The sequence below is a fragment of the Streptomyces iranensis genome, assembly GCF_017874715.1.
GTDB lineage: Bacteria > Actinomycetota > Actinomycetes > Streptomycetales > Streptomycetaceae > Streptomyces > Streptomyces iranensis.
The window spans coordinates 325,074-350,154 of the sequence record NZ_JAGGLR010000011.1; the positions used below are offsets into that span (position 1 = coordinate 325,074).

The 25,081-nt window shown below is 70.6% G+C and carries 22 protein-coding genes; 12 read left to right on the forward strand and 10 right to left on the reverse strand.

Going from position 1 to position 25,081, the window contains the following annotated elements:
* Nucleotides 1-71 precede the first annotated feature (71 nt).
* The 4 genes from J2Z30_RS22080 to J2Z30_RS22095 all read left to right on the forward strand — a co-directional run bounded on the left by J2Z30_RS22080 (nucleotide 72) and on the right by J2Z30_RS22095 (nucleotide 4,940).
* Nucleotides 72-752: a response regulator transcription factor gene (locus J2Z30_RS22080; RefSeq protein ID WP_044566610.1), complete on the forward strand. Its 681-nt coding sequence runs from the start codon at nucleotides 72-74 to the stop codon at nucleotides 750-752.
* The gene (locus tag J2Z30_RS22085) at nucleotides 739-2,235 is read left to right on the forward strand and encodes a sensor histidine kinase (RefSeq protein ID WP_044566608.1); all 1,497 of its coding nucleotides are present in this window, start codon (nucleotides 739-741) and stop codon (nucleotides 2,233-2,235) included. Before J2Z30_RS22080 ends, J2Z30_RS22085 begins: the two co-directional genes overlap by 14 nt.
* A gap of 215 nt (nucleotides 2,236-2,450) precedes the next feature.
* Nucleotides 2,451-3,605: an aromatic ring-hydroxylating oxygenase subunit alpha gene (locus J2Z30_RS22090; RefSeq protein WP_044566606.1), complete on the forward strand. Its 1,155-nt coding sequence runs from the start codon at nucleotides 2,451-2,453 to the stop codon at nucleotides 3,603-3,605.
* Between the two features lie 273 nt (nucleotides 3,606-3,878).
* On the forward strand, nucleotides 3,879-4,940 hold the full coding sequence (locus J2Z30_RS22095) for a fatty acid desaturase family protein (RefSeq protein WP_044566605.1): 1,062 nt from the start codon (nucleotides 3,879-3,881) through the stop codon (nucleotides 4,938-4,940).
* A 94-nt stretch (nucleotides 4,941-5,034) separates the two neighbouring features.
* On the opposite strand, the gene J2Z30_RS22100 is transcribed toward J2Z30_RS22095, so the two are convergent.
* Nucleotides 5,035-5,757, reverse strand: a complete 723-nt coding sequence (locus tag J2Z30_RS22100; protein ID WP_308280004.1) for an aminoglycoside 3'-phosphotransferase — start codon at nucleotides 5,755-5,757, stop codon at nucleotides 5,035-5,037.
* 287 nt (nucleotides 5,758-6,044) lie between these two features.
* On the opposite strand from J2Z30_RS22100, the gene J2Z30_RS22105 reads away from it, so the two are divergent.
* Entirely contained in the window at nucleotides 6,045-6,665 is a 621-nt protein-coding gene (locus tag J2Z30_RS22105) for a TetR/AcrR family transcriptional regulator (protein ID WP_245388265.1), read from the forward strand.
* A 38-nt stretch (nucleotides 6,666-6,703) separates the two neighbouring features.
* Here the strand turns inward: J2Z30_RS22105 and J2Z30_RS22110 are convergent, their stop codons facing one another.
* Nucleotides 6,704-7,504 (reverse strand): SDR family NAD(P)-dependent oxidoreductase, encoded by an 801-nt coding sequence (locus tag J2Z30_RS22110; RefSeq protein WP_044566604.1) that lies wholly within the window; start codon nucleotides 7,502-7,504, stop codon nucleotides 6,704-6,706.
* 438 nt (nucleotides 7,505-7,942) lie between these two features.
* Here J2Z30_RS22110 and J2Z30_RS22115 point away from each other — a divergent pair, with 438 nt between their 5' ends.
* The 6 genes from J2Z30_RS22115 (at nucleotide 7,943) to J2Z30_RS22140 (ending at nucleotide 15,042) form a co-directional block, all read left to right on the forward strand.
* On the forward strand, nucleotides 7,943-8,950 hold the full coding sequence (locus tag J2Z30_RS22115) for an Lrp/AsnC family transcriptional regulator (RefSeq protein ID WP_044566602.1): 1,008 nt from the start codon (nucleotides 7,943-7,945) through the stop codon (nucleotides 8,948-8,950).
* A gap of 130 nt (nucleotides 8,951-9,080) precedes the next feature.
* A complete protein-coding gene (locus tag J2Z30_RS22120) occupies nucleotides 9,081-10,037 on the forward strand; it encodes a polysaccharide deacetylase family protein (protein WP_044566600.1) in 957 nt (318 codons plus the stop codon).
* Nucleotides 10,034-11,362 (forward strand): MFS transporter, encoded by a 1,329-nt coding sequence (locus J2Z30_RS22125; protein WP_044566599.1) that lies wholly within the window; start codon nucleotides 10,034-10,036, stop codon nucleotides 11,360-11,362. Before J2Z30_RS22120 ends, J2Z30_RS22125 begins: the two co-directional genes overlap by 4 nt.
* The gene (locus J2Z30_RS22130) at nucleotides 11,362-12,189 is read left to right on the forward strand and encodes an SDR family NAD(P)-dependent oxidoreductase (RefSeq protein WP_044566598.1); all 828 of its coding nucleotides are present in this window, start codon (nucleotides 11,362-11,364) and stop codon (nucleotides 12,187-12,189) included. Before J2Z30_RS22125 ends, J2Z30_RS22130 begins: the two co-directional genes overlap by 1 nt.
* Entirely contained in the window at nucleotides 12,186-14,441 is a 2,256-nt protein-coding gene (locus tag J2Z30_RS22135; protein WP_044566596.1) for a 2-dehydropantoate 2-reductase, read from the forward strand. Before J2Z30_RS22130 ends, J2Z30_RS22135 begins: the two co-directional genes overlap by 4 nt.
* A 286-nt stretch (nucleotides 14,442-14,727) precedes the next feature.
* Nucleotides 14,728-15,042, forward strand: coding sequence for an STAS domain-containing protein (locus J2Z30_RS22140; RefSeq protein WP_308280010.1), 315 nt, complete (start codon nucleotides 14,728-14,730; stop codon nucleotides 15,040-15,042).
* Nucleotides 15,043-15,216: 174 nt separating this feature from the next.
* Here the strand turns inward: J2Z30_RS22140 and J2Z30_RS22145 are convergent, their stop codons facing one another.
* The 3 genes from J2Z30_RS22145 to J2Z30_RS22155 all read right to left on the reverse strand — a co-directional run bounded on the left by J2Z30_RS22145 (nucleotide 15,217) and on the right by J2Z30_RS22155 (nucleotide 18,527).
* Nucleotides 15,217-16,281 (reverse strand): hypothetical protein, encoded by a 1,065-nt coding sequence (locus J2Z30_RS22145; protein ID WP_209468783.1) that lies wholly within the window; start codon nucleotides 16,279-16,281, stop codon nucleotides 15,217-15,219.
* Nucleotides 16,282-16,512: 231 nt separating this feature from the next.
* Entirely contained in the window at nucleotides 16,513-17,661 is a 1,149-nt protein-coding gene (locus J2Z30_RS22150; protein ID WP_078956379.1) for a PP2C family protein-serine/threonine phosphatase, read from the reverse strand.
* Nucleotides 17,662-17,930: 269 nt separating this feature from the next.
* The gene (locus J2Z30_RS22155; RefSeq protein ID WP_044566592.1) at nucleotides 17,931-18,527 is read right to left on the reverse strand and encodes a short chain dehydrogenase; all 597 of its coding nucleotides are present in this window, start codon (nucleotides 18,525-18,527) and stop codon (nucleotides 17,931-17,933) included.
* Nucleotides 18,528-18,596: 69 nt separating this feature from the next.
* Between J2Z30_RS22155 and J2Z30_RS22160 the strand changes: the two genes are divergently transcribed.
* Nucleotides 18,597-19,463: a LysR family transcriptional regulator gene (locus J2Z30_RS22160; protein ID WP_044566590.1), complete on the forward strand. Its 867-nt coding sequence runs from the start codon at nucleotides 18,597-18,599 to the stop codon at nucleotides 19,461-19,463.
* On the opposite strand, the gene J2Z30_RS22165 is transcribed toward J2Z30_RS22160, so the two are convergent.
* From J2Z30_RS22165 to J2Z30_RS22185, 5 genes are read right to left on the reverse strand one after another with little or no spacing between them, the layout of a single operon-like run.
* On the reverse strand, nucleotides 19,445-20,308 hold the full coding sequence (locus J2Z30_RS22165; protein WP_052701101.1) for an ATP-binding cassette domain-containing protein: 864 nt from the start codon (nucleotides 20,306-20,308) through the stop codon (nucleotides 19,445-19,447). The two genes, J2Z30_RS22160 and J2Z30_RS22165, sit on opposite strands and share 19 nt — an antisense overlap.
* Nucleotides 20,305-21,354, reverse strand: a complete 1,050-nt coding sequence (locus J2Z30_RS22170; protein ID WP_078956378.1) for an ABC transporter ATP-binding protein — start codon at nucleotides 21,352-21,354, stop codon at nucleotides 20,305-20,307. Before J2Z30_RS22170 ends, J2Z30_RS22165 begins: the two co-directional genes overlap by 4 nt.
* Nucleotides 21,351-22,256: an ABC transporter permease gene (locus tag J2Z30_RS22175; protein ID WP_052701100.1), complete on the reverse strand. Its 906-nt coding sequence runs from the start codon at nucleotides 22,254-22,256 to the stop codon at nucleotides 21,351-21,353. The genes J2Z30_RS22170 and J2Z30_RS22175 overlap by 4 nt, the downstream gene beginning before the upstream one ends.
* Entirely contained in the window at nucleotides 22,249-23,178 is a 930-nt protein-coding gene (locus J2Z30_RS22180; protein WP_044566589.1) for an ABC transporter permease, read from the reverse strand. The genes J2Z30_RS22175 and J2Z30_RS22180 overlap by 8 nt, the downstream gene beginning before the upstream one ends.
* 40 nt (nucleotides 23,179-23,218) lie before the next feature.
* Nucleotides 23,219-24,832, reverse strand: a complete 1,614-nt coding sequence (locus tag J2Z30_RS22185) for a peptide ABC transporter substrate-binding protein (protein WP_052701099.1) — start codon at nucleotides 24,830-24,832, stop codon at nucleotides 23,219-23,221.
* Between the last annotated feature and the right edge of the window lie 249 nt (nucleotides 24,833-25,081).

Here is a 25,081-nt window from a genome sequence, read left to right on the forward strand (position 1 = left end):
TTGACGGGATGCTGACCCAACCTGACCGGCCGATCAGGAAGGCGGGCCGGCACTGTGCGAGGCTGCACCACATGCGCATCCTGGTGGTCGAAGACGAGGTTGACCTTGCCCACACCCTGCACACCGGTCTGACCGCCGAGGGCTACAGCGTCGACCTCGCCCATGACGGCCGGCATGGACTGTGGATGGCCCGGACCGGCGAATACGCCCTTGTCGTACTGGACTTGATGCTGCCCGGACTCAACGGCTACAAGGTCTGTGCCCAGCTGCGCCGGGAGGGCAACGCGACCCCCATCCTGGTACTCACCGCCAAGGACGGGGAGTGGGATCAGGCAGAGGCCCTGGACACGGGGGCCGATGACTACCTGGCCAAACCCTTCTCCTACATGGTGCTCGTCGCACGGCTGCGGGCCCTGGTCAGACGAGCCGCCACGGTCGCCCCGCCCGTCCTTGCCGTGGGCGACCTCTCGTTGGACGTCGCCGGCCGGGTCTGCCGCCGGGCCGGGGCCCGGGTGGAACTCACACCCCGGGAGTTCGCCGTGCTGGAGCTGCTGGCCCGCCGGGCGGGCCAGGCGGTCTCCAAAACGGATCTGCTCTATCACGCGTGGCCCGACGAAGCCCAGGATCCCAACCTGGTGGAGGCGCGCGTCAGCGCCCTCCGCAAGAAGGTGGACGCCGCGTTCCACCGGAAGTCCCTGCAGACCGTACGGGGTACCGGCTACCGGCTGGTGGACGACCGTGAACGCGGCTGAGCCGCGACGCCGCTGGTGGCCGCGTTCGGTACGAGCCCGCGCGGCCCTGGCCGCCGCCGTCACCGCCGCCGTGATCCTGGTCGGCATCGGCTGGTGGGTACACCGCGAGGTCTACCGCCAGAGCACGCAGATCGCCGAAGAACAAGCCCGGAAGCATCTCCTCGCTCTCGTCGATCAGTTGAACGAGGGGGTGGTTCCCGTTCGCAGAAGCGCGGTGCCGTACGAGGTCGTCGCGACCGGCCGACGCTCCGCTGTCGCCCGCGGCGGAGGCATGGACAACTTCGATCCCGGCACCCGCCATGTGCTGCCCGCCCCATCCGCGCTCTCCGCCGCCCCACCGGATGACAATGCGGCCTGGTCCTATACGGTCCGGCCCATCCGCATACCGTTGCGCCGCGACTACGACCCCGGGAACGGATTCGACGTGGCCGGCGGGACCTACCCGGTCTTGTACGCCGATATCTGGGCCGGTGAACTGAGCAGTGACAAAGCCGCCGCTCTGGGCGTCACCGCCGACGCCACGCTGCGGGCCTACGTGGTGGTGCTTCCGGACACCGCCGAGGCAATCACCAAGACCACGGACGGCCTGCTGCTGCGGGCCGGGCTCGTCAGCCTCGTACTGATCGCCGCCGCCGCCTACTTCACCGTCCGCATCGCGCTGCGGCCGGTCGAAGCCATCCGCGTCCTCACCGCCTCGGTCACCCCGAACGACCCTCGCGAACGCGTCACCGTCCCCGCCACGGGACACGAGATCACCGCCCTGGCCACCACCATCAACTCAACCCTCCAACGCCTCGACACCGCCGCCGCCCAGCAACGCCGCTTCGTCGCGGACGCCGCCCATGAACTGCGCAGCCCCCTCACCACACTGCTCGCCAGCCTGGAAGTCGCGCTCGCCTACCCGGAACGCACCGACTGGCCCGCCACGGCCACCACCGCCGCACGACAGACCCGCCGCCTCCACGCCCTCGCCGAAGACCTGCTGCTCCTCGCCCGCCTCGACACCCGCACCCCCACAGCCGACCCCGAAACCGTCGACCTGACGGCCCTCGCCTCCCGGCTGACCGAGCAATACCCCCTCACCGAACGACCGTTGACCCTCACCTGCGACAGCACCGCCCCCGCACACGCACACGGAAACCCCGACGAATACGAACGGCTGCTGCGCAACCTCATCGACAACGCCGCCCGCCACGCCGCACACCGCATCCAGATCACCATCCGAAACCAGGACGCCTGGGTCGTCCTCACGGTGCACGACGACGGACCGGGCGTGCCCACCGAGGACGCCGAGCGCATCTTCGAACGCTTCGTCCGGCTCGACGACGCCCGCTCCCGCGACCACGGCGGCACCGGCCTGGGCCTCGCCATCGCCCGCGACCTGGCCCACCGCCACCGAGGCACCCTCACCCTCACCCCTCGGACCCTCGGAGCATGCTTCCGGCTATGCCTTCCCCAAGCCCCCGCCCCGGCCGAGGAATGACGCGCTTCATTGAACGATTGTCCAGTTTCTGGGGTGGCGCTGCGGATAGCTAAGCCGGACTTTCGACGCGTGTGAACCGGCGCCCATCCAACAGTCGTTTTCCCTGCTCAGGGCGATCCCATGCGGCCGCTGACCCGGGCGGGGCGCGGTACGACCTCCGACGACCACCGACCGAAGGATTGAACGGTCGTCCAATCCGGCCTATCTTCCGGGACATGGCTACTCTCACCGCGGAAGAGGCCGAGACGATCGCCTCCGGCTATGACCAGGATCCCGCGAACTCCATGTCCCTCCGGTCTGAGGCCTACACCGACCCGAAGTGGCACACAGTGGACCTCGAGGCCATTCTCGGCCGCACGTGGCAGTGGGTCTGTCATGTGGAGAAGCTGACGCGGCCGGGCAGCTACGTGACCACGACCGTCGCCGAGCTGCCGGTGGTCGTGATCCGCGACCGGTCGAAGCGGCTGCGCGCCTTCTACAACGTCTGCAAGCACCGGGCGCACGAACTCCTGTCGGGCGAGGGAACGACGCGCACCATCGTGTGCCCGTACCACGCGTGGACGTACGACCTGGGCGGCGCCTTGGTGGGGGCACGGCAGACGGCCAGGATGGACACCTTCGACAGGTCGGGGATCTGCCTCGACCGGATCCAGGTCGAGGAGTTCTGCGGCTTCGTCTACGTCAACCTCGACCCGGCGGCCCGGCCCCTGGCGGAGCAGGCTCCCGACCTCGCCGCCGAGATCACCCAGCGGGCACCGGACATCGCCGGGCTCACCCATGCGAGGCGTCTGAACTACGACGTCAAGACCAACTGGAAGAACGTCATCGACAACTTCCTGGAGTGCTACCACTGCCACATCGCGCACAGGGAGTTCGTGTCGCTCGTGGACATGGACACCTACGACGTGCAGACCCACGGCATCTGGTCGAGCCACTTCGCGGACGCGGGCACGTCCGAGAACATCGCATACGACGTGTCCGGCGCGACCGTCAAGGAGCACGCGGTGTGGTGGCTGTGGCCCAACACGTGCCTGCTGCGCTACCCCGGGCGGGGCAACTTCATGATCTTCCAGGTGCTGCCGGCCGGGCCCGACCGAACCGTGGAGACCTGGGACTTCTTCCTGGAGAGCCCGGAGCTCAACGAGGCGGAGGAGCAGTCGGTGCGGTACATCGACGAGGTGCTGCAAGTGCAGGACATCGGTCTGGTCGAGAGCGTCCAGCGCGGCATGGGCACGCCCGCCTTCGACCAGGGCCGGATCGTCTACGACCCCGAGCGGGCACCGGGGCTCTCCGAGCACGGTGTGCACCACTTCCACGGCCTCGTCCTCGAGGCGTACCGCACGCTGGCGGGCGGCACGAGCACGTCCTGATCGCCCGCGCGCGATCCGCGTACCGGCAAACCCGACCCCCGGCCGGAACTGTTCAAGCACGGCGTCCGCAGCTTCCTCCTCGGCCGCCTCTTCGCCCCCCCCGGCACGTGGTGGTCGTCTGGATGCCGGGTGGGGGTGTCGCTAACCCCCTTCGGGGCCCTGGGGCTGGCCCCCGTGCGGCCGGGGTGTTGACGCCATGGTGCCGCATGGTCCCCGGTCCGTACGTTTAAGCAGGTCAGAGCCTTGCTGGCCGATTCAGGACCGGAGTCCTCCATGCCTCAGACCACCGCGCCGTCTACATCCGCCGCACCCGTCGGCGCCACCACGCAGCAGGGGAGTGAGTTCACTCCCCTGCTGCGGAAGGTCAGGGGACAGGGGCTGCTGGAGCGCCGCAAGGGCTGGTACGCGCGGATGATCGCCGTGAACCTCCTCGCCCTGGCCGCCGTGGTGACGGGGTTCGTCCTGGCCGGGGACACCTGGTGGACGCTGCTGCTCGCCGCGCCGCTCGCCATCCTGTCCGCCCGCACCGCCTACGTCGGCCACGACGCCGGGCACGCCCAGATCGCCGTCGGCCGCCGGGCGAACCGCGCCATCGGACTGCTGCACGGCAATCTGCTCCTGGGCATGAGCTACGCGTGGTGGAACGACAAGCACAACCGGCACCACGCCAACCCCAACCACATCGAGAAGGACCCCGACGTCGGCGCCGGCGCACTCGTGTGGACCGCGGAGCAGGCCGCTGTGCGCCGCGGATTCGCCCGATGGGTCACCCGCCACCAGGCCTGGCTGTTCTTCCCGATGCTGCTGCTCGAAGGCATCGCCCTGAAGGTGAGCAGCGTCCAGGACCTGCGGCGGCAGCCGATGCGCGAGCGGGCCGTCGAGGGCGCGCTGCTGGCACTGCACACGGTCGGTTACGGCGCCCTGCTGCTCACCTGCCTGCCGGTGGGCAAGGCCGTCGCGTTCGCCCTGCTCCATCAGGCGCTCTTCGGGCTCCACCTGGGAATGGCCTTCGCACCCAACCACAAGGGCATGGACATGCCCGACCCGGCGGGCGAGCGCTGGGGCCATCTGCGCCGCCAGGTCCTGACCTCGCGGAACGTCCGGGGCGGGCCGGTCACGGACTGGCTCCTCGGCGGGCTGAACTACCAGATCGAACACCACCTCTTCCCGAACATGCCCAGGCCCCACCTCAGGCTCGTACAGCCCCTGGTCCGGGAGCACTGCCGCGACCTCGGGCTCTTGTACACCGAGACCGGGCTGCTCGACTCGTACCGGCAAGGGCTGCGGCACATGCACACGGTCGGCGGTGCGGTCCGGCCCGAACCCACGATCTGAGCACGGTGGGATGCGCGCCGGGTGCGGACACACCAAAGGTCGCCGCCGCTGCGACAGCTGAAACCGCTTCACCGCACCGAGCAGGTCCAGCGGCTCAGTCCGACAGTTCCCACAGCAGCCGGTAATACATGATCCGCTCCGGGTCCGGTACCACCCCGTAGGCTTCGAGTAGCGACTCCTCCCAACCGGGACCGTAGTTCCACTGCGTACTCCATGTGGCGATGGCGAGGTCGGCCCAGCGGTCGGCGACACCGAGCGCACCGAGGTCGACATGGCCGCTGCACGTGCCGTCGTCGCCGATGAGGGTGTTCGGGGCGCAGGCATCGCCATGGCAGACGACCATCTCGTCGACCGGCGGGATGTCGGCGAGCACGCCGAGCGCACGCTCCACGGTCCCGATGTGCTGAAGGTCTTCATGCCAGTCCGCCGGATTGATCCGGCCCGCCGCCGCTCGTGGCCGAACCGTCTCCAGCCGCTGTTCGGCCGACCAGTCGAACGGGCAGTCCGCAACGGGCAGTTCCTCATGCAGGGCGCGCAGCCCAGTGCCGATGGCGCGTACTGCGGTCCGGGGGTCGCGCTTCCAGTAGTCGTCCACCGCCATGCGTCCGGGCAAGCCGGCTGTGACGATCCAGGACCCTGTTTCGTCCGCCTCCTCGTCGACTACGCGCGGCACAACAGTGAACGCCGCTGCCCAGCGCAAGCGCACCACCTCGGCCGAGAGGTCGATACCACTGTCGGGTGGCGTCCACTTCACAAACTGCTGCGCATCTCCCAGACCGATCCGAAACGTCAGGCCGCCGAGCTCGTTCTTCCACACGGCCCGCACCGGCCGCCCCGCCGCGAACTCGGTGACGATCCGTGGAAGCTCGACCGGTCCTTGAGGCGACGTGGCTATCACCGCGCCATTCTCGCCGGACCCGCCGGCAGCCGGTCAACCAGTTTTCCCGGACTCCGCCGCCAGCGGTTCGACCCGGATGAGACGCCGACACAGGCATCACCGCCGGTGGGTCGCCTCGTCTTGCGATCGGTCTTCCTCGTTCAGCGGGCCGTTCGCGGCTCCACCGTCCCGAAGTCCGTGCGTCAGCGCCCCGTATGCTCCTGCCCATGAGCACCGCACATCCTGCCCGCAGGCGCGACGGCGCCGCGACACGCGAGGCGATTCTCGCCGCCGCGGTCGTGGAGTTCACCGAGCACGGATACGCCGGGGCCGGGGTGCGTCAGATCGCCGAGCGGGCGGGCGTGACGGCGATGATGATCAACCGCTACTTCGGCTCGAAAGAGGGCCTGTTCGCGCAGGCCGTCGATCGTGCCTTCGCACCGCCGACCGTCGTCGGCGACGAACGCACCGGGTTGGCGGGGGCCATCGCCCACACGCTCGCCGAGCGCACCGCGTCCGGCGCCGAGCGGCTCGACCCGTTTCTCCTGCTGCTGCGCTCGGCACCGGATCCGGAGGCGGCGGACATCGTCCGGCAGGGCGTGGAAACCCATGTGGGCGCCCGCCTCGCGGGGCTGCTCGACGGATCGGACGCCGACCTCCGCGCGCAGCTCGCCCTCGCGCTGGTCGCCGGAACATGGCTGCTGCGCAGCGTCGTCGGTACCACCCCGCTCGTCACGGCCGACGACGGCCGCCTCGCAGCCCTCCTCGCCGATATGCTCGAACCGGTCATCCACGAGGCGGGCGGCACGTCTGTGCCCGGAACCGGTCTCGACGGCACCGACGGGTAGCCATCCGTCACCGGCACGCGGGATGGCGGGGTGTGCGCTCAGAAGGCGGAGCGGATGAGCCCGCCGTCGACGCGGATGGTGGCTCCGCTGACGTACTGGGCGTAGTCGCTGCAGAGGTAGGCGACGGCTGCGGCGATCTCATCGGGTTCGCCGAAGCGTTCCTGGTCGTTGGGGATGAGGGCCTGGACGGCGTTGGGCTGGATCTCGTCCCAGGTCCGGCCCCAGCCGCGGGCGGGCGCGATGCCGATGACGAGATCCTTGGTGGCTTCGACGAGGATCGCTCCGGGCGAGACGACGTTGGATGTGACGCCGGTGCCCTTGAGTTCGCGGGCGAGGGAGACGGCGAGGTTGTGCCGGGCGGCCAGGGTGGCGTTGTACTGGGGGTGGGTGTTCATCGGCTGGGAGGCGAGTCCGCCGCCGATGGTGACGACACGGCCCCAGCCGCGTTCGCGCATGGTGGGGACCAGGTGCTGGATCATGCGGACGCCTGAGACCACGTTGACGTTGTAGGTGTCGCGCCACTCCTCGGGGGTGGCTTCGGCCCAGGACAGGTGTCGGTAGAAGCCGGCGTTGTTGACCAGGATGTCGACGGGGCCGTCCGCGGTGGCGGCACGGGCGACGTCGGCGGCAGCGCGGTCGTCGGCAAGGTCACCGACGACCGCGCCGGCCGTCCCGCCACCCTCGCGGATCTCCCGCGCGACCTTCTCCGTGCGGTTCTCGTCCCGGCCGTGGACCACGATCGTGGCACCCTCGGCCGCCAGCAGCTTCGCGGTGGCCTCCCCGAGCCCCGCACTCGAACCTGTGACGAGCGCGCGCTTACCGGTCAGGTTGAGGTTCATCTCGTATTTCCCTCTCATGGGCCCGCTTCACACGTCCGCACTCTGCGGTAACGCGAAGTAACTCTCACGTAAGTATACAACTGTAGACTTCTTGTGGAGCGGGAGGAGACCGGGCACTGTCGACCGGCGTCAAGCCCGGGTTCCGGAACATCGCTCGCCTCACCGGCTGGCCCCGGTCTACGCCTTCTGGGCCGACCCGATCCGGTGCCCGCACCGTTGGAGCACGCCAACGCGTTGGGCCGGAACCGTGAGGGTGAACTTTTTCGGATTCTCGTGTGACGTAATCCGTCACGCTCGACGTCATCCGTACGTGCGTACCGGAACTGCGGGCGTTACACCTTCGTAACCCCGGGTGGTGCTGGATCACCCGGCTGTGACCTGGAGTGATGCAGGATTCCGTCATTGACGAGCGGAAAAGCGCTGATTAGCGTCCGCCCCATGACCCACCGAGCCCCCGTGGACACCATCGACGACCTGGACCGCCGTGTCATCGCGGCGCTCCAGCTCAACGGTCGCGCTCCGTGGGGCGCGGTGGCTCGTTGGGTGGGTACGAGCGAGACGACCGCCCAGCGGCGCTACAAGGCCCTGCGCGAGCGGGGAGTGCTGCGGGTCGTCGGCAGTCTGGAGCTGGACCGCACGCGGGAGGGCTCTTCCATGCTGGTCCGGGTGCAGGCCAGGCCCGGCCGCGGGCTGGACCTCGCGGACCGGCTCGCGGTCAGCCCGGACGTGCGCTTCCTGGCCGTCGTCACCGGTGCCGCCGATCTCATCGTCGATTTCGTTGCCCGCGACAACGAGGAGATGATGCGGATGCTCTTCACCGACCTGCCCGGGGCCGACCTGATCACCAGCACCGAGGCGGTCGCCGTCATCCGTGCGTTCACCTCCGCGTCGATGTGGGACACCGGGCTGCTGCCCGTTGAGGCGGCCGCGGACCTGCGGCCCGCCACCCTCGCGTCGTCGTGTGACCGCGCCGACTGGGACGAGGCGCCAAAAGCGCTGACCGGTCTGGAGCAGGAGGTTGCCGCGGCCCTCAAGGAGGACGGCCGCGCCCAGGTCAGCACCCTGGCCCGGAGCCTGGGCCACACCGAGTCCGGTGTCGCACGGGCCATGGACCGGCTCATCTCCCGCGGCATCCTGCAGTTCCGGACTCTCGTCGAACCGACCCTGCTCGGGTACGACGCGGAGTTCATGGTGTGGCTGTCGATCGAGCCCGACCGGCTCGACGCCGCGGGGCGGCAGCTCGCGCGGCATCCGGGAACCAAGTTCCTGTGCGCGGCGACCGGGCGCTTCAACCTCGTCGGACACATGGTTCTGCCCCGCCGCACCGATCTGTTGCGCTACACCAGCGACATCATCGGGGCACTGCCCGGACTGATCGCCTCCGACGTGACGTTGCACCTGGCCACCCTGAAGTACTCCTGGCACCGGATGGTCCGCGCCGCCTGAGCCCCCGGCCGGTTGTCGGGCACACCGCCCGGTGGCGGCCCCGCCGTACCGCCATCCGCCCTCTTCCCGTTCCCCGGTCCTTTTCCCGTTCCCCGATCCTTCTCGCCCCCCGATCCTTGTGGAGACCACCATGCCCACAGACGACTTCGGCCTGCCCTCGGAGAGCTGGCGCTGGCCCGAGCGCACCTGGCGCGGCCATATCGACGCGGTTCGCGCCGGACGGCGGCTGGTCCCCGACCGCTGGCCCGGCGGTGCCCGGGTCGCGGTCGCCCTCTCCTTCGACTCCGACCACGAGACGATCCCGCTGCGCGATGGCGAGACCAGCCCCGGCCGACTCGCCCAGGGCGAGTACGGCGCCCGTGCCGGCGCTCCACGGATCCTGGACCTCCTGGCCCGCTACGGCGTCCCGGCGACCTTCTTCATGCCGGCCGTCTCCGCCCTCGTCCACCCCGAGGAGGCCCGCGCCTATACCCGTGACGGCCACGAACTGGCCGTCCACGGATGGATCCACGAGCGCAACATGCTGCTGGACCGCGAGGATGAGAAGGAACTCACGGTGCGCGCCCTCGACACCCTCACCACGCTGACCGGCCGGCGCCCCGTCGGCATCCGCACCCCGTCCTGGGACTTCTCGGACTCGACCCTCGACATCATGCTCGAGCTGGGCTTTGCCTACGACTCCTCGCTCATGGCCGACGACGAGCCCTACGAGATCGTCGCCGAGGGCCGGCCCACCGGCCTGGTGGAGATCCCCGTCGACTGGATCCGGGACGACGCCCCGTACTTCACGATGGACCGCTACGGGTCCGTCCGCCCGCACAGCCGCCCGCGCGACGTACGGGAGATCTGGACCGACGAATTCGACGCCGCGTACCGGGACGGCGGCGTCTTCCAGCTCACCCTGCACCCGCACGTCATCGGTCACCGCTCGCGCCTCGTGGCACTGCGGGAACTTCTCGACCACATCGCCGCTCACCCCGGCGTCTGGTACGCGACGCACGCCCAGCTCGCCGACACGGCCCGTGGCGTGCTGCACGGCCGGACCGCGGCCGGTTCCGCCGCCGACACCCCGGAGCACACACCATGAACACCGGATCCGCCACGCCCACCGGCCCCCTGCGCGAAAACGGCGCCGCCCCCGCCACGCTCCGGCTGAGCCGCGCCCAGCGCAAGGCCATCGTCGCCGGCACCATAGGCAACACCGTCGAATGGGTCGACTGGGCGCTGTACTCCATCTTCGCCAAGATCATCGCAGATGAGTTCTTCTCCAAGAGCCACGGCGCGGTGGCCCTGCTGTCCACGCTCGCCGTCTTCGCCGTCGGATTCGTGATGCGTCCGGTCGGTGCGGCCGTGCTCGGCGCCTACGCCGACCGCCACGGACGCAAGAAGGGCATGACCCTCACGGTCGGCCTGATGGCGGGCGCCGGCTTCGTCATCGCGGTCACCCCGTCCTACGAAAGCATCGGCATCGCCTCGCCGCTGATCCTGCTGGCCTCCCGGCTCGTGCAGGGTTTCTCCGCAGGCGGCGAGTTCGGCTCCTCCTCCGCGTTCCTCGTGGAGTCGGCGGCTCGCGGCAGGCGCGCGTTCGCCGGGTCCTGGCAGCAGGTGTCGGTCGCCGGCGGCGTGCTCGTGGCCTCCCTCCTGGGCACGCTCGCCACCTCGACACTGAGCGACGACGCCCTGCACTCCTGGGGCTGGCGCGTCGCGTTCATCCTCGGCGGCCTGCTCGGACTGGTCGGCCTGTGGCTGCGGATCTCCGTGGCGGACACCGACTCCTTCGCCCAGGTCCAGGACGCCGGCCGCACCCGCGCCAATCCCGTCAAGGCCATGTTCGTGGAGCACCCCGCGGCCGCCCTGCGCGTCGCCGGCATCACCGTGGCGGGCACCCTCACCTACTACATCTGGGTCAACTACCTTCCTACGTACGCGAATCTGACCACCGGCATCCCACTGAAGACCGCGCTGCTGTCACAGACCCTCTGCCTGGTCGTCTTCGTCATCGCGTTGCCCCTCATGGGCGTGGTCTCGGACCGCGTGGGACGCAAGCCGACCATGGCCGCGTTCGCCGGCGGCTTCACCGTCCTGGCCTGGCCTCTGCTGCACCTGCTCGGCAACAGCTTTCTCAGCCTGTTCCTGGTCCAGCTCATCGGCATGCTGCTGATCCTCGGCTACTCCGCCAACTGCGCCGTCATCATGGCCGAGCAGTTCCCGCCGGAGGTACGCGCCACCGGTATCGCCCTGCCGTACGCCCTGGCAGTCGCGCTCTTCGGCGGCACGGCGCCCTATCTGACGACCTGGCTGCACGAGAGCGGCCACAGCGACCTGCTGTGGGTCTACGTATCGGCGGCCTCGCTGATCTCCCTCGTGGTCTACCTCACGATGCCGGAGACCAAGGACAAGGAGTTCAGCTGATGACCCACATCCTCGTCACCGGCGCCGCGGGCGGTATCGGCGGGGCGATCGCCGAGGAGTTCGCCGCCCAGGGCGCGTTCCTCACCCTCGTCGACCGCGACCCCGCCGCGCTCCAGCGGACCAGGGCACGTCTGGGAACCCGTACCGCGACACGGGACGCGGACCTGACCGACCCCGACGCGCCGACCGCCGTCGTCGAGGCGGCCTGGGCGGAGCACGGCCCCGTGGACATCCTCGTCAACGCGGCGGGCGTCTACCCCTCCCTCGACATGGCCGACGTGGACGCGCAGGCCTGGGACCGGCTGTTCGCCGTCAACCTGCGCGCCCCGGTCCTGGCGACCGCCGCTTTCGCCCGGCTCGCCAGCGGGCATGGACGGTCCGGTTCGGTCATCAACATCTCCTCGGGTGCCGCGCAGCGCGCCCGCCCCGGCGGGGGCCCCTACGCCAGCTCCAAAGCCGCCCTGGAGATGGCCACCCGCGCCGCGGCCCTGGAACTCGGCGCGCACGGCATCCGCGTCAACGCGGTCAGCCCCGGCTTCGTCCTGGTGGCCAGCGACTGCAACCCCGTATCGGCCCAGTACGCCGAGGCCATCGGCACCAACCCACTGGGCCGCCCGGGAACGCCGCGGGACATCGCGCGGGCGGTGTGCTGGCTCGCCGGTCCCGACGCCTCCTGGATCACCGGCGAGATCCTGCGGGTGGACGGTGGATCCAGCACGGGCGCCCTGCACCTGCCCCGGATCTGGCAGCCCGACGACACCCGCGCCACCTTGTCCGGCCCCGTGCCGGCGGCCGCGACCGCGACCGCGGAAGGACACACCCGATGAACGACACCCACCCGGTGAACGACACCCACCCGAAGAGGCCCGGATACACCGTCGTCGGCGCGGGAGCGATCGGCGGCACCCTCGCCTTCGCCCTCGCCCGCGCCGGCCACCCGGTCACCCTCGTCGACGCCGACCACACCCACGTGGACGCCATCCGCCGCCACGGACTCGTCGTCGCCCGCGGCGGCACCCGCGAGAGCGTGCCGGTCACCGCCACCACCCCGGACGAGTTCGCCGGCCCCCTCGGACGCGTACTGCTGGCCGTGAAGGCACAGGCCACCGGTACCGCGCTCGACTGGATCGCGCCCCGCCTGGCCCCGGACGGCTACGTCGTTTCCCTGCAGAACGGCTTCAACGAGGCTTCGATCGCCCAGCGTGTGGGCGCCGCCCGCACCGTCGCGGCCTTCGTGAACATCTTCGCCGACGTCATCGAACCGGGCGTCATCCAGGACGGCGGCGCCGGAGCCCTCGTCATCGGCGAGCCCGACGGCGCGCCGGTCAGCCCGAGAGTCCGGGCCCTGGTGGCCGACCTGCGGAGCTGGGGCCCGGCTGTGACCAGTGACAACGTCGAGGGATACCTGTGGGCCAAAGCCGGGTTCGGCGCCATGCTCGCCGCCACCGCCCTCGCGGACGCCCCCATGGCCGACCTCATCGACCGGCACCGCCCCGCCATGGCCGCCCTGACGGGCGAGGTCTTCGCCGTATCCGACCGCCTCGGCGTCACCCTGGAAGCGTTCGACGCCTTCGAGCCGCACGCCTTCCGGCCAGGAGCGGACCCCGCTGCCCGGAACGCCGCCTTCGACCGCCTCACCGCATGGCTGCGCACCCAGACGAAGGACCGCAGCGGTATCTGGCGTGACCTCGCCGTACGCCACCGGCCCGTCGAAGCCCCCACCCACTACACCGACGTCTTCCACCACGCGGCACGCGAAGGCCTGCCCACGACCCTGTTGCGCACGGTCGTGAACGGCCTTCGCCAACTGGAGGGCGCCGCGCACGACATGTCGGAGGCACGGCTGGACGAACTGGACCGCCTGGCCCAGGCCCCCGCACCCTCGCTTCCCCTCAATTCCGCACAGGCCGAGGCGGTCCGGCAATGGCTCGACGCCCGCCGCGAGGACATGGTCGCCGACCTCGCCGCCTACACCTCCCAGGGCAGCGCCAGCGACGACCTGGACGCACTGGACACCTGCCTCGGCTGGCTGCGCGGCTGGCTCGACCGACGCCTCGGCGAACCGGACGCCGAGGAGACCCTCGCGCGCGAGGAAACCGGAGACATCCTCGTCCGCCGCTACTCCGCCCGGGACACCACCGCCCGGGACACCACCGCCCAGGACGACCGCCCGGTACTTCTCCTCGGGCACTACGACACCGTATGGCCGACCGGCACCCTCGACACCTGGCCCTTCCAGCGGGACGGCGACCGCATCAGCGGACCCGGCGTCTTCGACATGAAGGCCGGCCTCGTCCAGGCGGTCTGGGCACTCCGCGCCCTCGACGCCCTCGACCTGCCCCGCCCGGCCTGCACCGTGATGCTGAACGGCGACGAGGAGACCGGCAGCCTCGCCTCCCGCGACGCCATCGTGGAGGAGGCCCGCGACAGCAGGCTCGCCATGGTCTTCGAGGCCGCCGCCGACGGCGCGATCAAGACCGCCCGCAAGGGCGTCGGACTCTTCACCGTCACGGTCACCGGCAGCGAGGCCCACGCCGGACTGGACCCGACCGCCGGAGCCAGCGCCGTGGACGAACTCGCCCACCAGATCCTGCGCCTGGCGGACCTGCGCTCCCCGGACGCGGGCACGTCGCTGAACGTGGGCGTGGTGGCGGGAGGCACCCGCAGCAACGTCACGGCGGGACACGCCGTCGGCCGCATCGACGTCCGCGTCGCCACCGCCGCCGAACAACGACGCGTCGGAGAGGCCCTGGCCGTTCTGCGTCCCGTCGACCCGCGGACCCGCGTGGAGGTCACGGGGGGCTGGAACCGCCCTGTGTTCGAACGGACGGAAAGCGTCGCCGCACTCGCCGACCTGGCGCGGCGCTGCGCCGCGCTGCTCGGACACGACCTGCCCGAGGCGTCGGTCGGCGGAGCCAGCGACGGCAACTTCGTCGTGGCCCAGGGCACGCCGGTCCTGGACGGTATCGGCGCGGTGGGCTCGGGCGCACACGCCCGCTCGGAGAACACCTCGGTGTCGGGCATGGTCACACGTGCGGCGCTGGCCGCCACGGTGCTGGCGGCGCTGGCACTGGAATGAAGCGATTGCCGCCACTTCAGCCTGCTGGCAGCTGCGCGACATCTGATCCCCCTCCAGTGCCGGCCGTCGGACGGTCCAGAACGAGGTAGAGCGGGAAAAAGTGGACCACTGTCGGTCACCGCTCTGCGCAGATGCGGCCGATCGTGCACGCGCGCCCCCGACCCCGTATGACCGCTGACGTACCCGGCGGAAGTGGACAGGGCCGCTGGTCCGGGGGTTTCCTGGACGCAGGCCCTTGAAGACTGCCTCGCGCCGAGGGGGCAGGCCGGTGCACGAGACGATCAGGGTGGACCGGAAAGCCACCGGGCCCGACAGCTGCCGGGTCGCGGTGTCGGGGGAGCTTGACCTTGTGACCGCCGGCGACGTGCGTCAGGCCCTCCAGAACGCCGTCGGGGAGAACCGTGTGGTGGTCGTCGACCTCGGCGGGCTGACGTTCTGCGACTGCACGGGGCTGAGCGCGCTGCTGGCCGCCGCCCGCACCGCTCAAGCCGGTGACGTCGAGCTGCGGCTGTGCGCCGTCCCGCATTTCCTCGCCCGCATCCTGCGGCTGTCCGGCACCCGTGGTTCGTTCACCATCGAAGGGAGGCATGGCCCGTCATAGCGCTGCCCCTGGAACAAACGCCGGTCGAAGCGCTACTTCTCGCGGAACCACCCATGGACGTAACCCTGCCTCCATGCCCGATCCACTGCTGGAACAGCGCGTCTGTGTGTGTCTTTTTTTTGGGGGGGGTGAGCGGGGGGCGGCTTGCCGGTGGCAGGCCGCCCTGGGCCGCTGCTACGACGGTTCGGGAGCTTTCCAGCGGGTGACCGAGAAGGTCACCGAGGCGGGGCGCTTGGCGGTTACGGCGGTCACCTTCAGCAGAGCGACGTCCCTGTCGAGACTGTCGAACCTGCAGAACCGGTCCCCGGCCCGCAGTTCGGAGACCGGTACCTCGAGTTCGTTGCTCTCGCCGCGCGCCGCGGCGTCCTGGCAAGCGGTGAGGTCCGGGTCGGCGGTGCCCTCCACCCGGGCCACGTATCCGCGGAACCGCATCTTCGGGCTTCCGGACAGACAGCTCGGGGAGTACTCGATGTCTCCCCCGCCGCCGTTCAGTCTGCTCCTGTACGTAGCGACCGGCATGTCCGAACCGAGCCCAACGCTGCCGAGGACGCAGCCGTGCGCCTTGGCCACGTCGTCGGACACCGTGACGGGCTGGTTCTCGTAGACCTTGTCACCGGGCTGCGGCGGCGCGCCCTCGGTCTTCGCCGGCCCGGCCCACAGGGTCGCCGACAATGTCAGCTCCCCGACGGGGGATCCGCTCACCTTCACCACGCGCAGGAGGACCACGCGCCCGCCCGCGGCGAAGTCCTCGCAGAACCGGTCTCCCACCGCCAGGGCCCGGGTCTTGTAGCGGTCGACATGCGTGCCGTTGCCGACCGCTGCCCGTGCGGCGGCCTGGCAGCCCGCCTGGTCGAGGTCCCCGGCGTCCGCGGCAACCTTGGTGACGGGCACGTCGTCGAAGTCCAACACCTCGTTGTCCCAGGAGCAGGGAGGCTCCCAGGACAGGACGGGCGGCCTGCCCTCGTCCGTCTGGTCCCCGTCGTCGTTCAGGCGCGGGTTCGACTCATGGGGCCCGAGGACGCGCGGCCCGCTGTCCGCGAACTCCACGTAGAAGGAGAAGTCGGACGGGCATCCGTCCTTGATCGCCTGGATATCACTCAGCGAGACTTCCTTGTCCCGGTAGAGCAGCCCGGTCCTGGAATGCGCCGACGAACCGGACGCTGACCCTTTCGGCGCACCGGACGCTGATCCGGTCAGACCCCCGGACTGCCCATCGCCGCCCCCGCAACCTGCGAGCACCGCTGCCAGAAGCAGCGCGAGGCCACCGCCCCATAAAGCCTTCCCCTGACGACCATTGATCCCCCACACGTCAACTCCCCCATTGAGTCCGAAGAGCCACCCACCGTACCGGCTACCGGGACGGGGCCGACAGGAGCGGGAGATCGTATGGTGCTGGACACCGACCCGTCCGGTGACCGGTTCGCCGAGGCCGCGCCGACCGGCATCCTGTCCCTGCCCCGTGCCTTCCCCTCAGCGGATCGGCGTGAGGGCCAGGATCGCCATGTCGTCATGTCGCCGGCCCCCGGTCCAGTCGGTGACATCGGCGACGAGCGTGTCCACCACCTCCGACGCTGTGCGGAAGTCCCGGTCGGCCAGCCTGGTACGGGGTTCGTAGTAGGCTCCGTGCCGGTCGAGCGCCTCGGTGACACCGTCGGTCACCAGCAGCAGGTAGTCCCCCTGGTGGAAGGGGAAGGTGTCACAGCCGGACACGCCGACGCCCTCCGGCAGCCCCAGCCCCAGCCCCAGGGGAAGCCCCGGAGCCGACGGCTCCAGCGACGTCACCCGGCCCCCGCGGATCAGATACGGCGGCGGATGACCGCGGTGGTGCAGCCGTACCCGCCCCTCCGCTTCGCTGACCTCGACCAGTACGGCGGTGGCGAACCGCTCCAGTGCGTCCGGCTGGTCGCCGACGTCCGCCGCGAACCGGACCAGGGCCCGCTCCATGTACTCGGCGAGCTCCCACAACGTCGCCGCCTGATCCGCCGCCTCACGGAAGGCGCTGGTCGCCACGGCCATGGTGGACACGGCGGGCAGCCCCTTGCCCCGTACGTCCCCGATCAGCGCCCGCACCCCGAACGGCGAACTGCGCACCGCGTAGAAGTCCCCGCCGATCAGCGCTTCCGCGTGAGCACACTCGTACCGGGTGGCCACCGATACCGCCCCGACCCGCGCGGGCGGCGGCGGCAGGACCGCCCGCTGCGCCACCTCGGCCACGGCCCGCACCGCCGCGAAGCGCTGTCCCTGACGCTGGACCACCCACTTCAGCCACAACGCGATCGCGCTGATCACCGCCACGTCCAGCAGGTTCACCACGAGCGCCGTCAGCGGACGGTTCACCAGCACATCCACGCACACCGCCAGCACACAGGCGGCGGCCGCGGTGATCGCCGCACCCCGGAACGTCAGCACCATGCAGGCCGCGAGCGGACCGGCGGACAGCAGGGGCAACCCGGCGTACGGCACCGGCCCGAAGACGTCCAGCACCACCCCGCCGATCAGCAGCAGCACCGGGACCATGACGAGCAGCCCGGCCCAACCGCCACGCACCTCCTCCGACCCGCCCACCACGCCCCGGCGCACACCGGCTCCCCGGCCACCGGCCCTCACCTCGTCCGCCATCCGTGCCTCTCCCGCTCTGTGTCCGGCCTACGGCGGTGGGAGAGTGTTCTCCCGTCCATACCGTCCATACCGCTCATACCCGACGACACGGACGGAGTGCGGCCCGACGCCGCATCACCCCCGATCGGTGGCGGGCGGGCGTGGTGATGCGCAAGGAGCGGCGCAAGGGGGTTGTCGACGAGCGCGGCCGGTCGAGCCCATCCCGTACCAGCCGCGCGTCGCGGTGACCGGCAAGCACGGCGAGCCCGAGGCGACGCTGCGCGCCGGGGTCAGAGTTCGTAGATGCGTCCGGTCTGGGCGCCTTCAACGGAGCGGACGTATGCCTGGGCGACGTCTGTGAGGTCGACCGATCCCATGCCGGGAAAGTACTCCCCGAAATCGGGCAGCGACTCGGTGAAGACGTTGGGGCTGACGGCGTTGATTCGCTGCGGTGCGATCTCGACGGCCGCGGCCCGGACGAAGGCTTCCACGGCGCCGTTGGCCAGCGCGGCGGCGGCGCCGGTGCGCACAGGCTCGCGCCCGGGAATGCCGGTGATCAGGGTGAACGAGCCGCGCTCGGCCACATGGGGCAGGCCCTGGCGGACCAGTTCGATCTGGGAGAGCACCTTGCCGGTGAAGGCGGAGCTCCAGTCGGCGGGGGTCAGCTCGGGCAGCGGCTTGTAGGGGACCTCGCCCGCGGCGCTGACCACGGCGTCCAGCGGGCCGGCGGCCTCGTACATGGCGGTGGTCTGCTCGGGGTCGGTCAGGTCGTAACGCAGGTCACCGGAGGTACGGCCCACGGTCAGGACGCGGTGGCCGCGCTCGCGCAGGGTGGTGTCAAGGGTCCGGCCAAGGGTTCCGGCGGCGCCGATCAGCAAGATGTTCATGCCTTCGACGGTGGCACCCTCATGGCCCGGAGGGAAATGCCTTCGACCAGGGACTTATGCTTGGGAGACATGAATGTGGATGTGCGGCACCTGCGCGCGCTCGCGGCGATCGGCGACGAGGGAACGGTGACCTGGGCGGCCCGTGCCCTGCATATCACCCAGCCCGCCCTGTCGCGGACGCTGGAGCAGTTGGAGAGCCGGCTCGGGGTCCGCCTGGTCGAGCGCACCACCCGCCGTCTGGAGCTGACGGACGCCGGTCTGCGTCTGTGGGAGCACGCGCACCGCATCCTGCGTCAGCTCGACGACGCCCTCACCGAGGCAGCGGCCCCCGCCGGATCGTCCCGGCCGCTCCGGCTGGCGTTCGCCTGGGCCGCTCTGGGCAGCCACACCGTCCCGCTGCTGCGTACCTGGCGGGAGCGGCATCCGGAGGTCCGGGCGGAGATCCGCCGCCGGGACGACCCCGAGGCCGCTCTGCGGCGAGGCCAGGCCGACCTCGCCTTCCTGCGCGTCCGCCCGCAGGAGAGCAGCTCGATCACGCTGGTCGAGCTCGTCAGCGAACGGCGTCTGGCGGCACTGCCCGACCACCACCACCTGGCGGGCCGTTCCGAACTGACCCTGGCGGACCTGGCCGATCAGGTGGTGGCGCTGTGCTCCACGGCGGCCACCACCGGGGTGGAGCTGTGGCCGCAAGGACGGCGTCCGGTCACGATCGACGTGCCCGGAGTGGACGAGTGGCTGACGACCATCGCCACCGGCGAGGCGGTCGGGGTCACCGCCGAAGGCACCAGCCACCACCACTCCCACCCCGGTGTGCGCTACGTCCCCCTGGCCGACGCCGCGTCCGTCCCGGTCTACCTCGCCTGGCCCACCGACCCGGCGCACCCCGCCACCGCGGACTTCGTCCGCCTGGTACGGCATCATCTCAGCCATTCATAACCGGGATCCGGGACCGCTCGGCCGCGCAGTGCCGGCTCCAGGTCCGGGGAGCTGGCCAACAGTTCCTGGGTGTACGGGTGTTGGGGGCGGTCGTAGATGTCCGCGACGGTCCCTGTCTCGACGATGCGGCCCCGTCGCATGACCGCGATCCGGTCGGCGACGTGCTCGACCACGGCCAGGTCATGAGCGATGAATATGTATGAGATGCCCAGCTCGCTGCGGAGAGCGGTGAAGAGGTTGACGATCTGGGCCTGGACCGAGACGTCGAGAGCGGACACGGGTTCGTCGCAGACGAGGATGCCGGGTTGCAGCGCCAGGGCGCGGGCGATGCCTATGCGTTGACGCTGCCCGCCGGAGAACTCGTGGGGACGGCGACTGGCGTGGTCGGGGCTCAGGCCGACGAGTTCGAGGAGCTCGGCGACGCGGGCGCGGTGGTCGGCGCGAGGTGTCACCTCGCGGTGGATGAGCAGGGGCTCGCGCACGATGTCGTACACGGTCATCCGGGGGTCCAGGCTGGTGTAAGGGTCTTGGAAGACCAGTTGTATGTTGCGGCGCATCTCGCGCAGCCGACGCCCCCGCAGGAGGTCCAAGCGGCGGCCGAGCACAGTGATCTCGCCCGAGGTGGGGCGGTCCACCGCGGTCAGCAGCCGGGCCAGCGACGACTTGCCGCTGCCCGACTCGCCGACGAGCCCCAGCGTCTCGCCGTGGCGCAGCGTCAGGTCCACCCCGTCCACCGCCGTGATCTGGTGCCCGCCACGCCGGGCGAGTGGCCTGTTACCGGCCGGATGGCGTTTGACGAGATCGCGCACATCGAGGACGGGCGTCGAGTGCGGCTCAGCGGTCATGAGCCGGTCACCTCCTGCCAGCGGTGGCATGAACTGGTGTGCTGCGCCCCGACGTTGTGGACGGGCGGGGGAGTCGCGCACTGCGCGCGGGCCAGCGGGCAGCGTGGACGGAAGCGACATCCGTCCGCCGGGCGCGCCGGGTCGGGCGGCGCGCCCGGCAGGGTTGCCAAGGGGTGCCCCCTGCGGCCGCGGCGCGGGACGGCGTCGAGGAGCGCGCGAGTGTAGGGGTGTGCCGGGCGTCGGTACAACTCGTATCCGGGGGCGGACTCCACGACCTGGCCCGCGTACATCACGGCCACGTGGTCGGCGCTCTGCGCGACGACGGCCAGATCGTGGCTGACGAGGACAAGGGCGAGCCGGTGCTCATCCTGGAGCTCCTGCAGCAGAGCGAGGATCTGGGCCTGGACGGTCACGTCGAGCGCGGTGGTGGGCTCGTCGGCGATGAGTACCTGCGGGGTGAGCGCGAGCGCCATCGCGATCACGACGCGCTGGCGCATACCGCCGGAGAACTGGTGCGGATAGTGGCCCGCGCGGCGGGCCGCGTCGGGGATGCGGACCCGGTCGAGCAGGTCCACCGCGTGCCGGGCAGCGGCCCGGCGACCGGCCCGGCCGTGTACCTGGAACACCTCGGCGATCTGCCGGCCCACGGGAATCACGGGGTTGAGCGCGACGAGCGCGTCCTGGAAGACCATCGCCACGTGCCTCCCGCGCACCGTCCGCAGCCGTCGTTCGTCGAGCGTGAGCAGATCTACGCCGTGCACCCGGACGCTGCCGGAGCGGACCGCCGCACCGGCGGGAAGGATGCCCAGGGCCGTCCGGGCCGTCATGCTCTTGCCGCTACCGGATTCGCCGACCACGGCCAGGGTCTGCCCGGCGGTCACTTGGAAGGAAGCGCCGTCGACGACGGTGCTGGTCCGTCGGCCGCGAGCGGCCGGGAACTCGACACGCAGATCGTCCACCGCGAGGGCCGGGGCGTCGGCGTCGTAGGCAGGCAGCGCGGTGAGAGGGCCGGGGGAGGGCGGGGAGGGGCGTGGAGACGGAGTCATCGCAACCTCGGGTCGAAGGCGTCGCGCAGGCAGTCGCCCAGCAGGACGAAGCCGAGCACGGCGAGGGAGAGGAACAGCGAGGGGAACAGGAGCAGGCCCAGATGGTCGGTGAAGTACTGCTGGGCGGTGTTGAGTTGGACGCCCCAGGACACCGCTGGTGCCCTCAGCCCCACGCCCAGGAATGTCAGGGACGCCTCCGCGGTGATCACGCCGCCGATGCTCATGCTGGTGAGGACGGCGACCGGGGCGATGGCGTTGGGGATGACGTGACGCACCAGGATGCGCAGGTGTCCGGCGCCCAACTCCCGTGCCGCGACGACGTAGTCGAGATCGCGGACGGTGAGCACGGACGAGCGCATGATGCGGGTGAGTACGGGCCACGAGAACAGGGCGAGCACCAGCGAGACGCTGGTGACACTGTGCACGCTGAATGTCTCCAGGACCACGATCATGCCGATCAGCACGGGGAATCCGAAGAACACGTCCATGAGCCGACTGATCAGCAGATCGAGCAGACCGCCGAAGTAACCGGCCAGGCAGCCGAGGACGACCGCGGTCACCAGGGTCACGGCGGTGGTGAGCAGTCCGATGCCGAGCGAATCACGCGTTCCGTGGATGACGTTGCTGTAGAGATCACAGCCCTGGATGTCATAGCCGAACGGATGGCCGGCGGTGGGCCCGTGACCGCTGTGGTCGAGATCGCAGGCGTGCGGATCGCCGTGCCCGAACCATCCGGCGAAGAACCCCGGCCCGGCCGCGACCGCGCACAGCAGCACCACGACAAAGGCGGAGAAGACGAACCGCGGGCGGCGCAGCAGGGAGCGCAACGGGCCGTTGGCCGGGACGGGTTCAAGGGCAGAGGACGCGGAGGCCGCCTCAGGGGCGGACAGCAGGCTAGTCAAGGCGGATCCTGGGGTCGATGACGACGTAGAGGACGTCGACGACGAGATTGATGAACAGGAAGGTGAGCACGAGCAGCGTGCTGATGCCGACCACGACGGGCCCGTTGTGCTGCTGGACGCCCTGGAACGTCTGGTAGCCGAGACCGGGCAGATTGAAGATCCCCTCGATGAGGATCGTGCCGGACAGCAGCGTGCCCAGTGTCAGCCCCAGCATGGACACGATGGGAATCAGCGACGGGCGCAGTACATGCCTGACCAGCACCCGTATCCGGCCCGCACCCTTGGCGACGGCGGTGTCGACGAACTCCGCGCCCAGGTTCTCCAGCACGGCCGCCCGCGTCAAACGGGCCACTTCCGGCACGCCCAACAGGGCCAGACACAGCGCCGGTAGGAGATAGCTGCGGGGCCAGCCCGCGTCGACGCCGGAGACGGGGAACCAGCCGAGGCGGTCGCCGAACACGATCTGCGCCACGTACGCCGTGACGAAGTACGGCACCGCGAGGATCAGAGTGGAGCCGCCCAGGACCGCGAGGTCCGGGAAGCGGCCCGCACGCACCGCGGCGAGGACCCCGAGGCCGGTACCGGCCACCGCCTGGATGACCCACGTGGTCAGCGCGAGGCGCACGGTCACCGGCCAGCCCGCCGCGATCAGCGACGAGACCGGCACGTCGCCGAAGTCGATGCCGAAGTCACCGTGCAGCAGACCCGACAGATAGTGCCCGTACTGGACGAGCAGGGACGAGTCCAGGTGGTAGTGGGAGCGCAGGGCGGCCGCGGCGGCCGGGCTGACGGCGCGGTCGGGCCCGGCCAGGGACTGGACCGGATCGCCGGGCAGAGCGTACACGGCGGCGTAGATGATGAACGTCGTCCCGAGGACGACCGGGATCATTGTGAGCAGTCTGCGAACGAGGAAGCGCGCCACATCCGTTCCTTCCTTCAACTACGGCGGGAGACGAGCGGGTTCAGCGAACCGAGATACGGGCGAGCTGCACGTCGCCGAGGAAGTCGAGATGCACCCCCGTGAGATCGGGCCCGTGTACGGCGCCGGTCACGGGGTGGTAGAGGGGCGCCAGCGGAAGGTCGTCGAGGGCGGTGCGTTCGGCGCGACGGGTGAGGGCGGTGATACGGGGCGTGGTGCGGGCGGCCGCGGCGCGATCGAGGAGCGAGGTGAACGTACCGCTCCGGTAGCCGGTGGTGTTGGTGCCCGAGCCCGTGGTGAACAGTTGCTGCGCCTGGGCGTAGAGCGCGGGGTAGGAGGCGCCCATGTAGAGCAGGAACGGGCCGTCGGCCTTGTGCGCGGACAGGTTCGGATAGAGCTGGTCGGTGGGCTGCGCCTCGAGGGTGATCGAGGTGATGCCGAGATTCGTGCGTAGCTGGTTGAGGACGGCCTCCAGGACCGTCTGCATGGCCGGGTCCGCCTGCGTCCACAGCGTGAGGCGGCCGTGCCAGCCGCCGGCCTCGGACAGCAGCCTTCTGGCCCGGGTGGGGTCGTAGCGGCAGTCGGCGCAGGCCCGTTGTCCGCCCCCGGTCACCGTGTCCGGCGCGATACCGGCGGCGGGAGAGGCCAGGCCCTGGAGCAGCGAGCGTGTGACGGCGTGGCGGTTGATCGCCAGGGAGAACGCCTGCCGCACCCGCCGGTCCCGAAATCGCTTGTCCCACAGCGGGAATCCGAGGTAGACGACGCCGCCGGCGGTCGACAGCGCCACGTCGTCCGCGTCGGTGCGGCGCGCCTGCGCCAGCCGGCTGCCCGAGGCCAGGGCCACGTCGACCGCTCCGGACTGGAAGCTGGTGAACGCGGTGGCGTCGTCCTGGTAGGACTTCACCGTGATGCGGGCGGCGCTGCCCTCGGGGCCGGCGTAGCCGTCGTACCGCCGCAGGGTGAGCTGCTGCACTCCGGGCTTGATGCCGGGCGCGGCGACCTCGTAGGGGCCATTGCCGATCGGCAGCCGGTCGAAGCCGGCCAGGTCCTTGAACGCGGTCTTCGGCATCGGTGCGAACACCGTACTGGTGAGGGTGTACGGGAAGACGGACAGTGGCCGGGACAGCGTCACCTTCAGGGTGTGGGCGTCGACGGCACGTACCCCGGACAAGGTCGTGCGCTTCGGCTTTCCCTTGAGGGGGTTGAGGTCGGTGTAGCCCTGGATGTCGGAGAACAGATACCCGTAGGGCATCGCGTTGGGCCCGTAGGCGGCGGCGTTCCAGGCGTCGGCGAACGACCGGGCGGTGACCGGCTCGCCGTTGTGGAACGTCCAGCCGTGGCGCAGCTCGATGGTCCAGTGCCGGAGGTCGGAGGAGCGTACGGATTGAGCCACCGCGCCGACGGCCCGCCCCCGGTCGTCGATCCGGGTGAGCGGCGTCCAGATCGCATCGGCAACGGAGCTCTTGCCCGCCCGGCCGGGCGTGAGGTGCGCTACATACCACGCGGGGACGCCGATGCTGAAGGAGCCGCCGTCCGGACCCGGCGCCGCCCGGCCGACGCCGTCCGCACCGCAGCCGGTGAGCGCCGCGAGCACGGACAGGGCGGCACCGGCCGCCGCGGCCCGCACCCCCTTGCGGCGTCTGAGCACAGGGAACACGGCTACCTCCGAGGCTGTCGGGTTGCGGGTCCCGAGAGTCCCGCACGGCGAAGGGCCCGACATCGTCGGGTGGCGCAAAATCGTCCCGGAGTGTTTGTCGGCCTCCACACGGCGTCGACCCTGAGGAAACACACACCCCTACGCCGCATGGACAAGTCATGAAATCTGGTGACAGCAAAGCGAGGTGATGCCCAGGTGATGTGTTGATGGATCTTGAAGCGCGGGCCCGTGCTGTGGCTACGATGACGC

Excerpts from the sequence above, each read along its gene's own strand:
- J2Z30_RS22095 (WP_044566605.1), top strand. The coding sequence starts at position 3,879 with ATGCCTCAGACCACCGCGCCGTCTACATCCGCCGCACCCGTCGGCGCC.
- J2Z30_RS22160 (WP_044566590.1), top strand. The coding sequence starts at position 18,597 with ATGAATGTGGATGTGCGGCACCTGCGCGCGCTCGCGGCGATCGGCGAC.
- J2Z30_RS22080 (WP_044566610.1), top strand. The coding sequence starts at position 72 with ATGCGCATCCTGGTGGTCGAAGACGAGGTTGACCTTGCCCACACCCTG.
- J2Z30_RS22120 (WP_044566600.1), top strand. The coding sequence starts at position 9,081 with ATGCCCACAGACGACTTCGGCCTGCCCTCGGAGAGCTGGCGCTGGCCC.
- J2Z30_RS22170 (WP_078956378.1), bottom strand. The coding sequence starts at position 21,354 with ATGACTCCGTCTCCACGCCCCTCCCCGCCCTCCCCCGGCCCTCTCACC.
- J2Z30_RS22115 (WP_044566602.1), top strand. The coding sequence starts at position 7,943 with ATGACCCACCGAGCCCCCGTGGACACCATCGACGACCTGGACCGCCGT.
- J2Z30_RS22125 (WP_044566599.1), top strand. The coding sequence starts at position 10,034 with ATGAACACCGGATCCGCCACGCCCACCGGCCCCCTGCGCGAAAACGGC.
- J2Z30_RS22110 (WP_044566604.1), bottom strand. The coding sequence starts at position 7,504 with ATGAACCTCAACCTGACCGGTAAGCGCGCGCTCGTCACAGGTTCGAGT.
- J2Z30_RS22150 (WP_078956379.1), bottom strand. The coding sequence starts at position 17,661 with ATGGCGGACGAGGTGAGGGCCGGTGGCCGGGGAGCCGGTGTGCGCCGG.
- J2Z30_RS22130 (WP_044566598.1), top strand. The coding sequence starts at position 11,362 with ATGACCCACATCCTCGTCACCGGCGCCGCGGGCGGTATCGGCGGGGCG.
- J2Z30_RS22105 (WP_245388265.1), top strand. The coding sequence starts at position 6,045 with ATGAGCACCGCACATCCTGCCCGCAGGCGCGACGGCGCCGCGACACGC.
- J2Z30_RS22135 (WP_044566596.1), top strand. The coding sequence starts at position 12,186 with ATGAACGACACCCACCCGGTGAACGACACCCACCCGAAGAGGCCCGGA.
- J2Z30_RS22155 (WP_044566592.1), bottom strand. The coding sequence starts at position 18,527 with ATGAACATCTTGCTGATCGGCGCCGCCGGAACCCTTGGCCGGACCCTT.
- J2Z30_RS22090 (WP_044566606.1), top strand. The coding sequence starts at position 2,451 with ATGGCTACTCTCACCGCGGAAGAGGCCGAGACGATCGCCTCCGGCTAT.
- J2Z30_RS22165 (WP_052701101.1), bottom strand. The coding sequence starts at position 20,308 with ATGACCGCTGAGCCGCACTCGACGCCCGTCCTCGATGTGCGCGATCTC.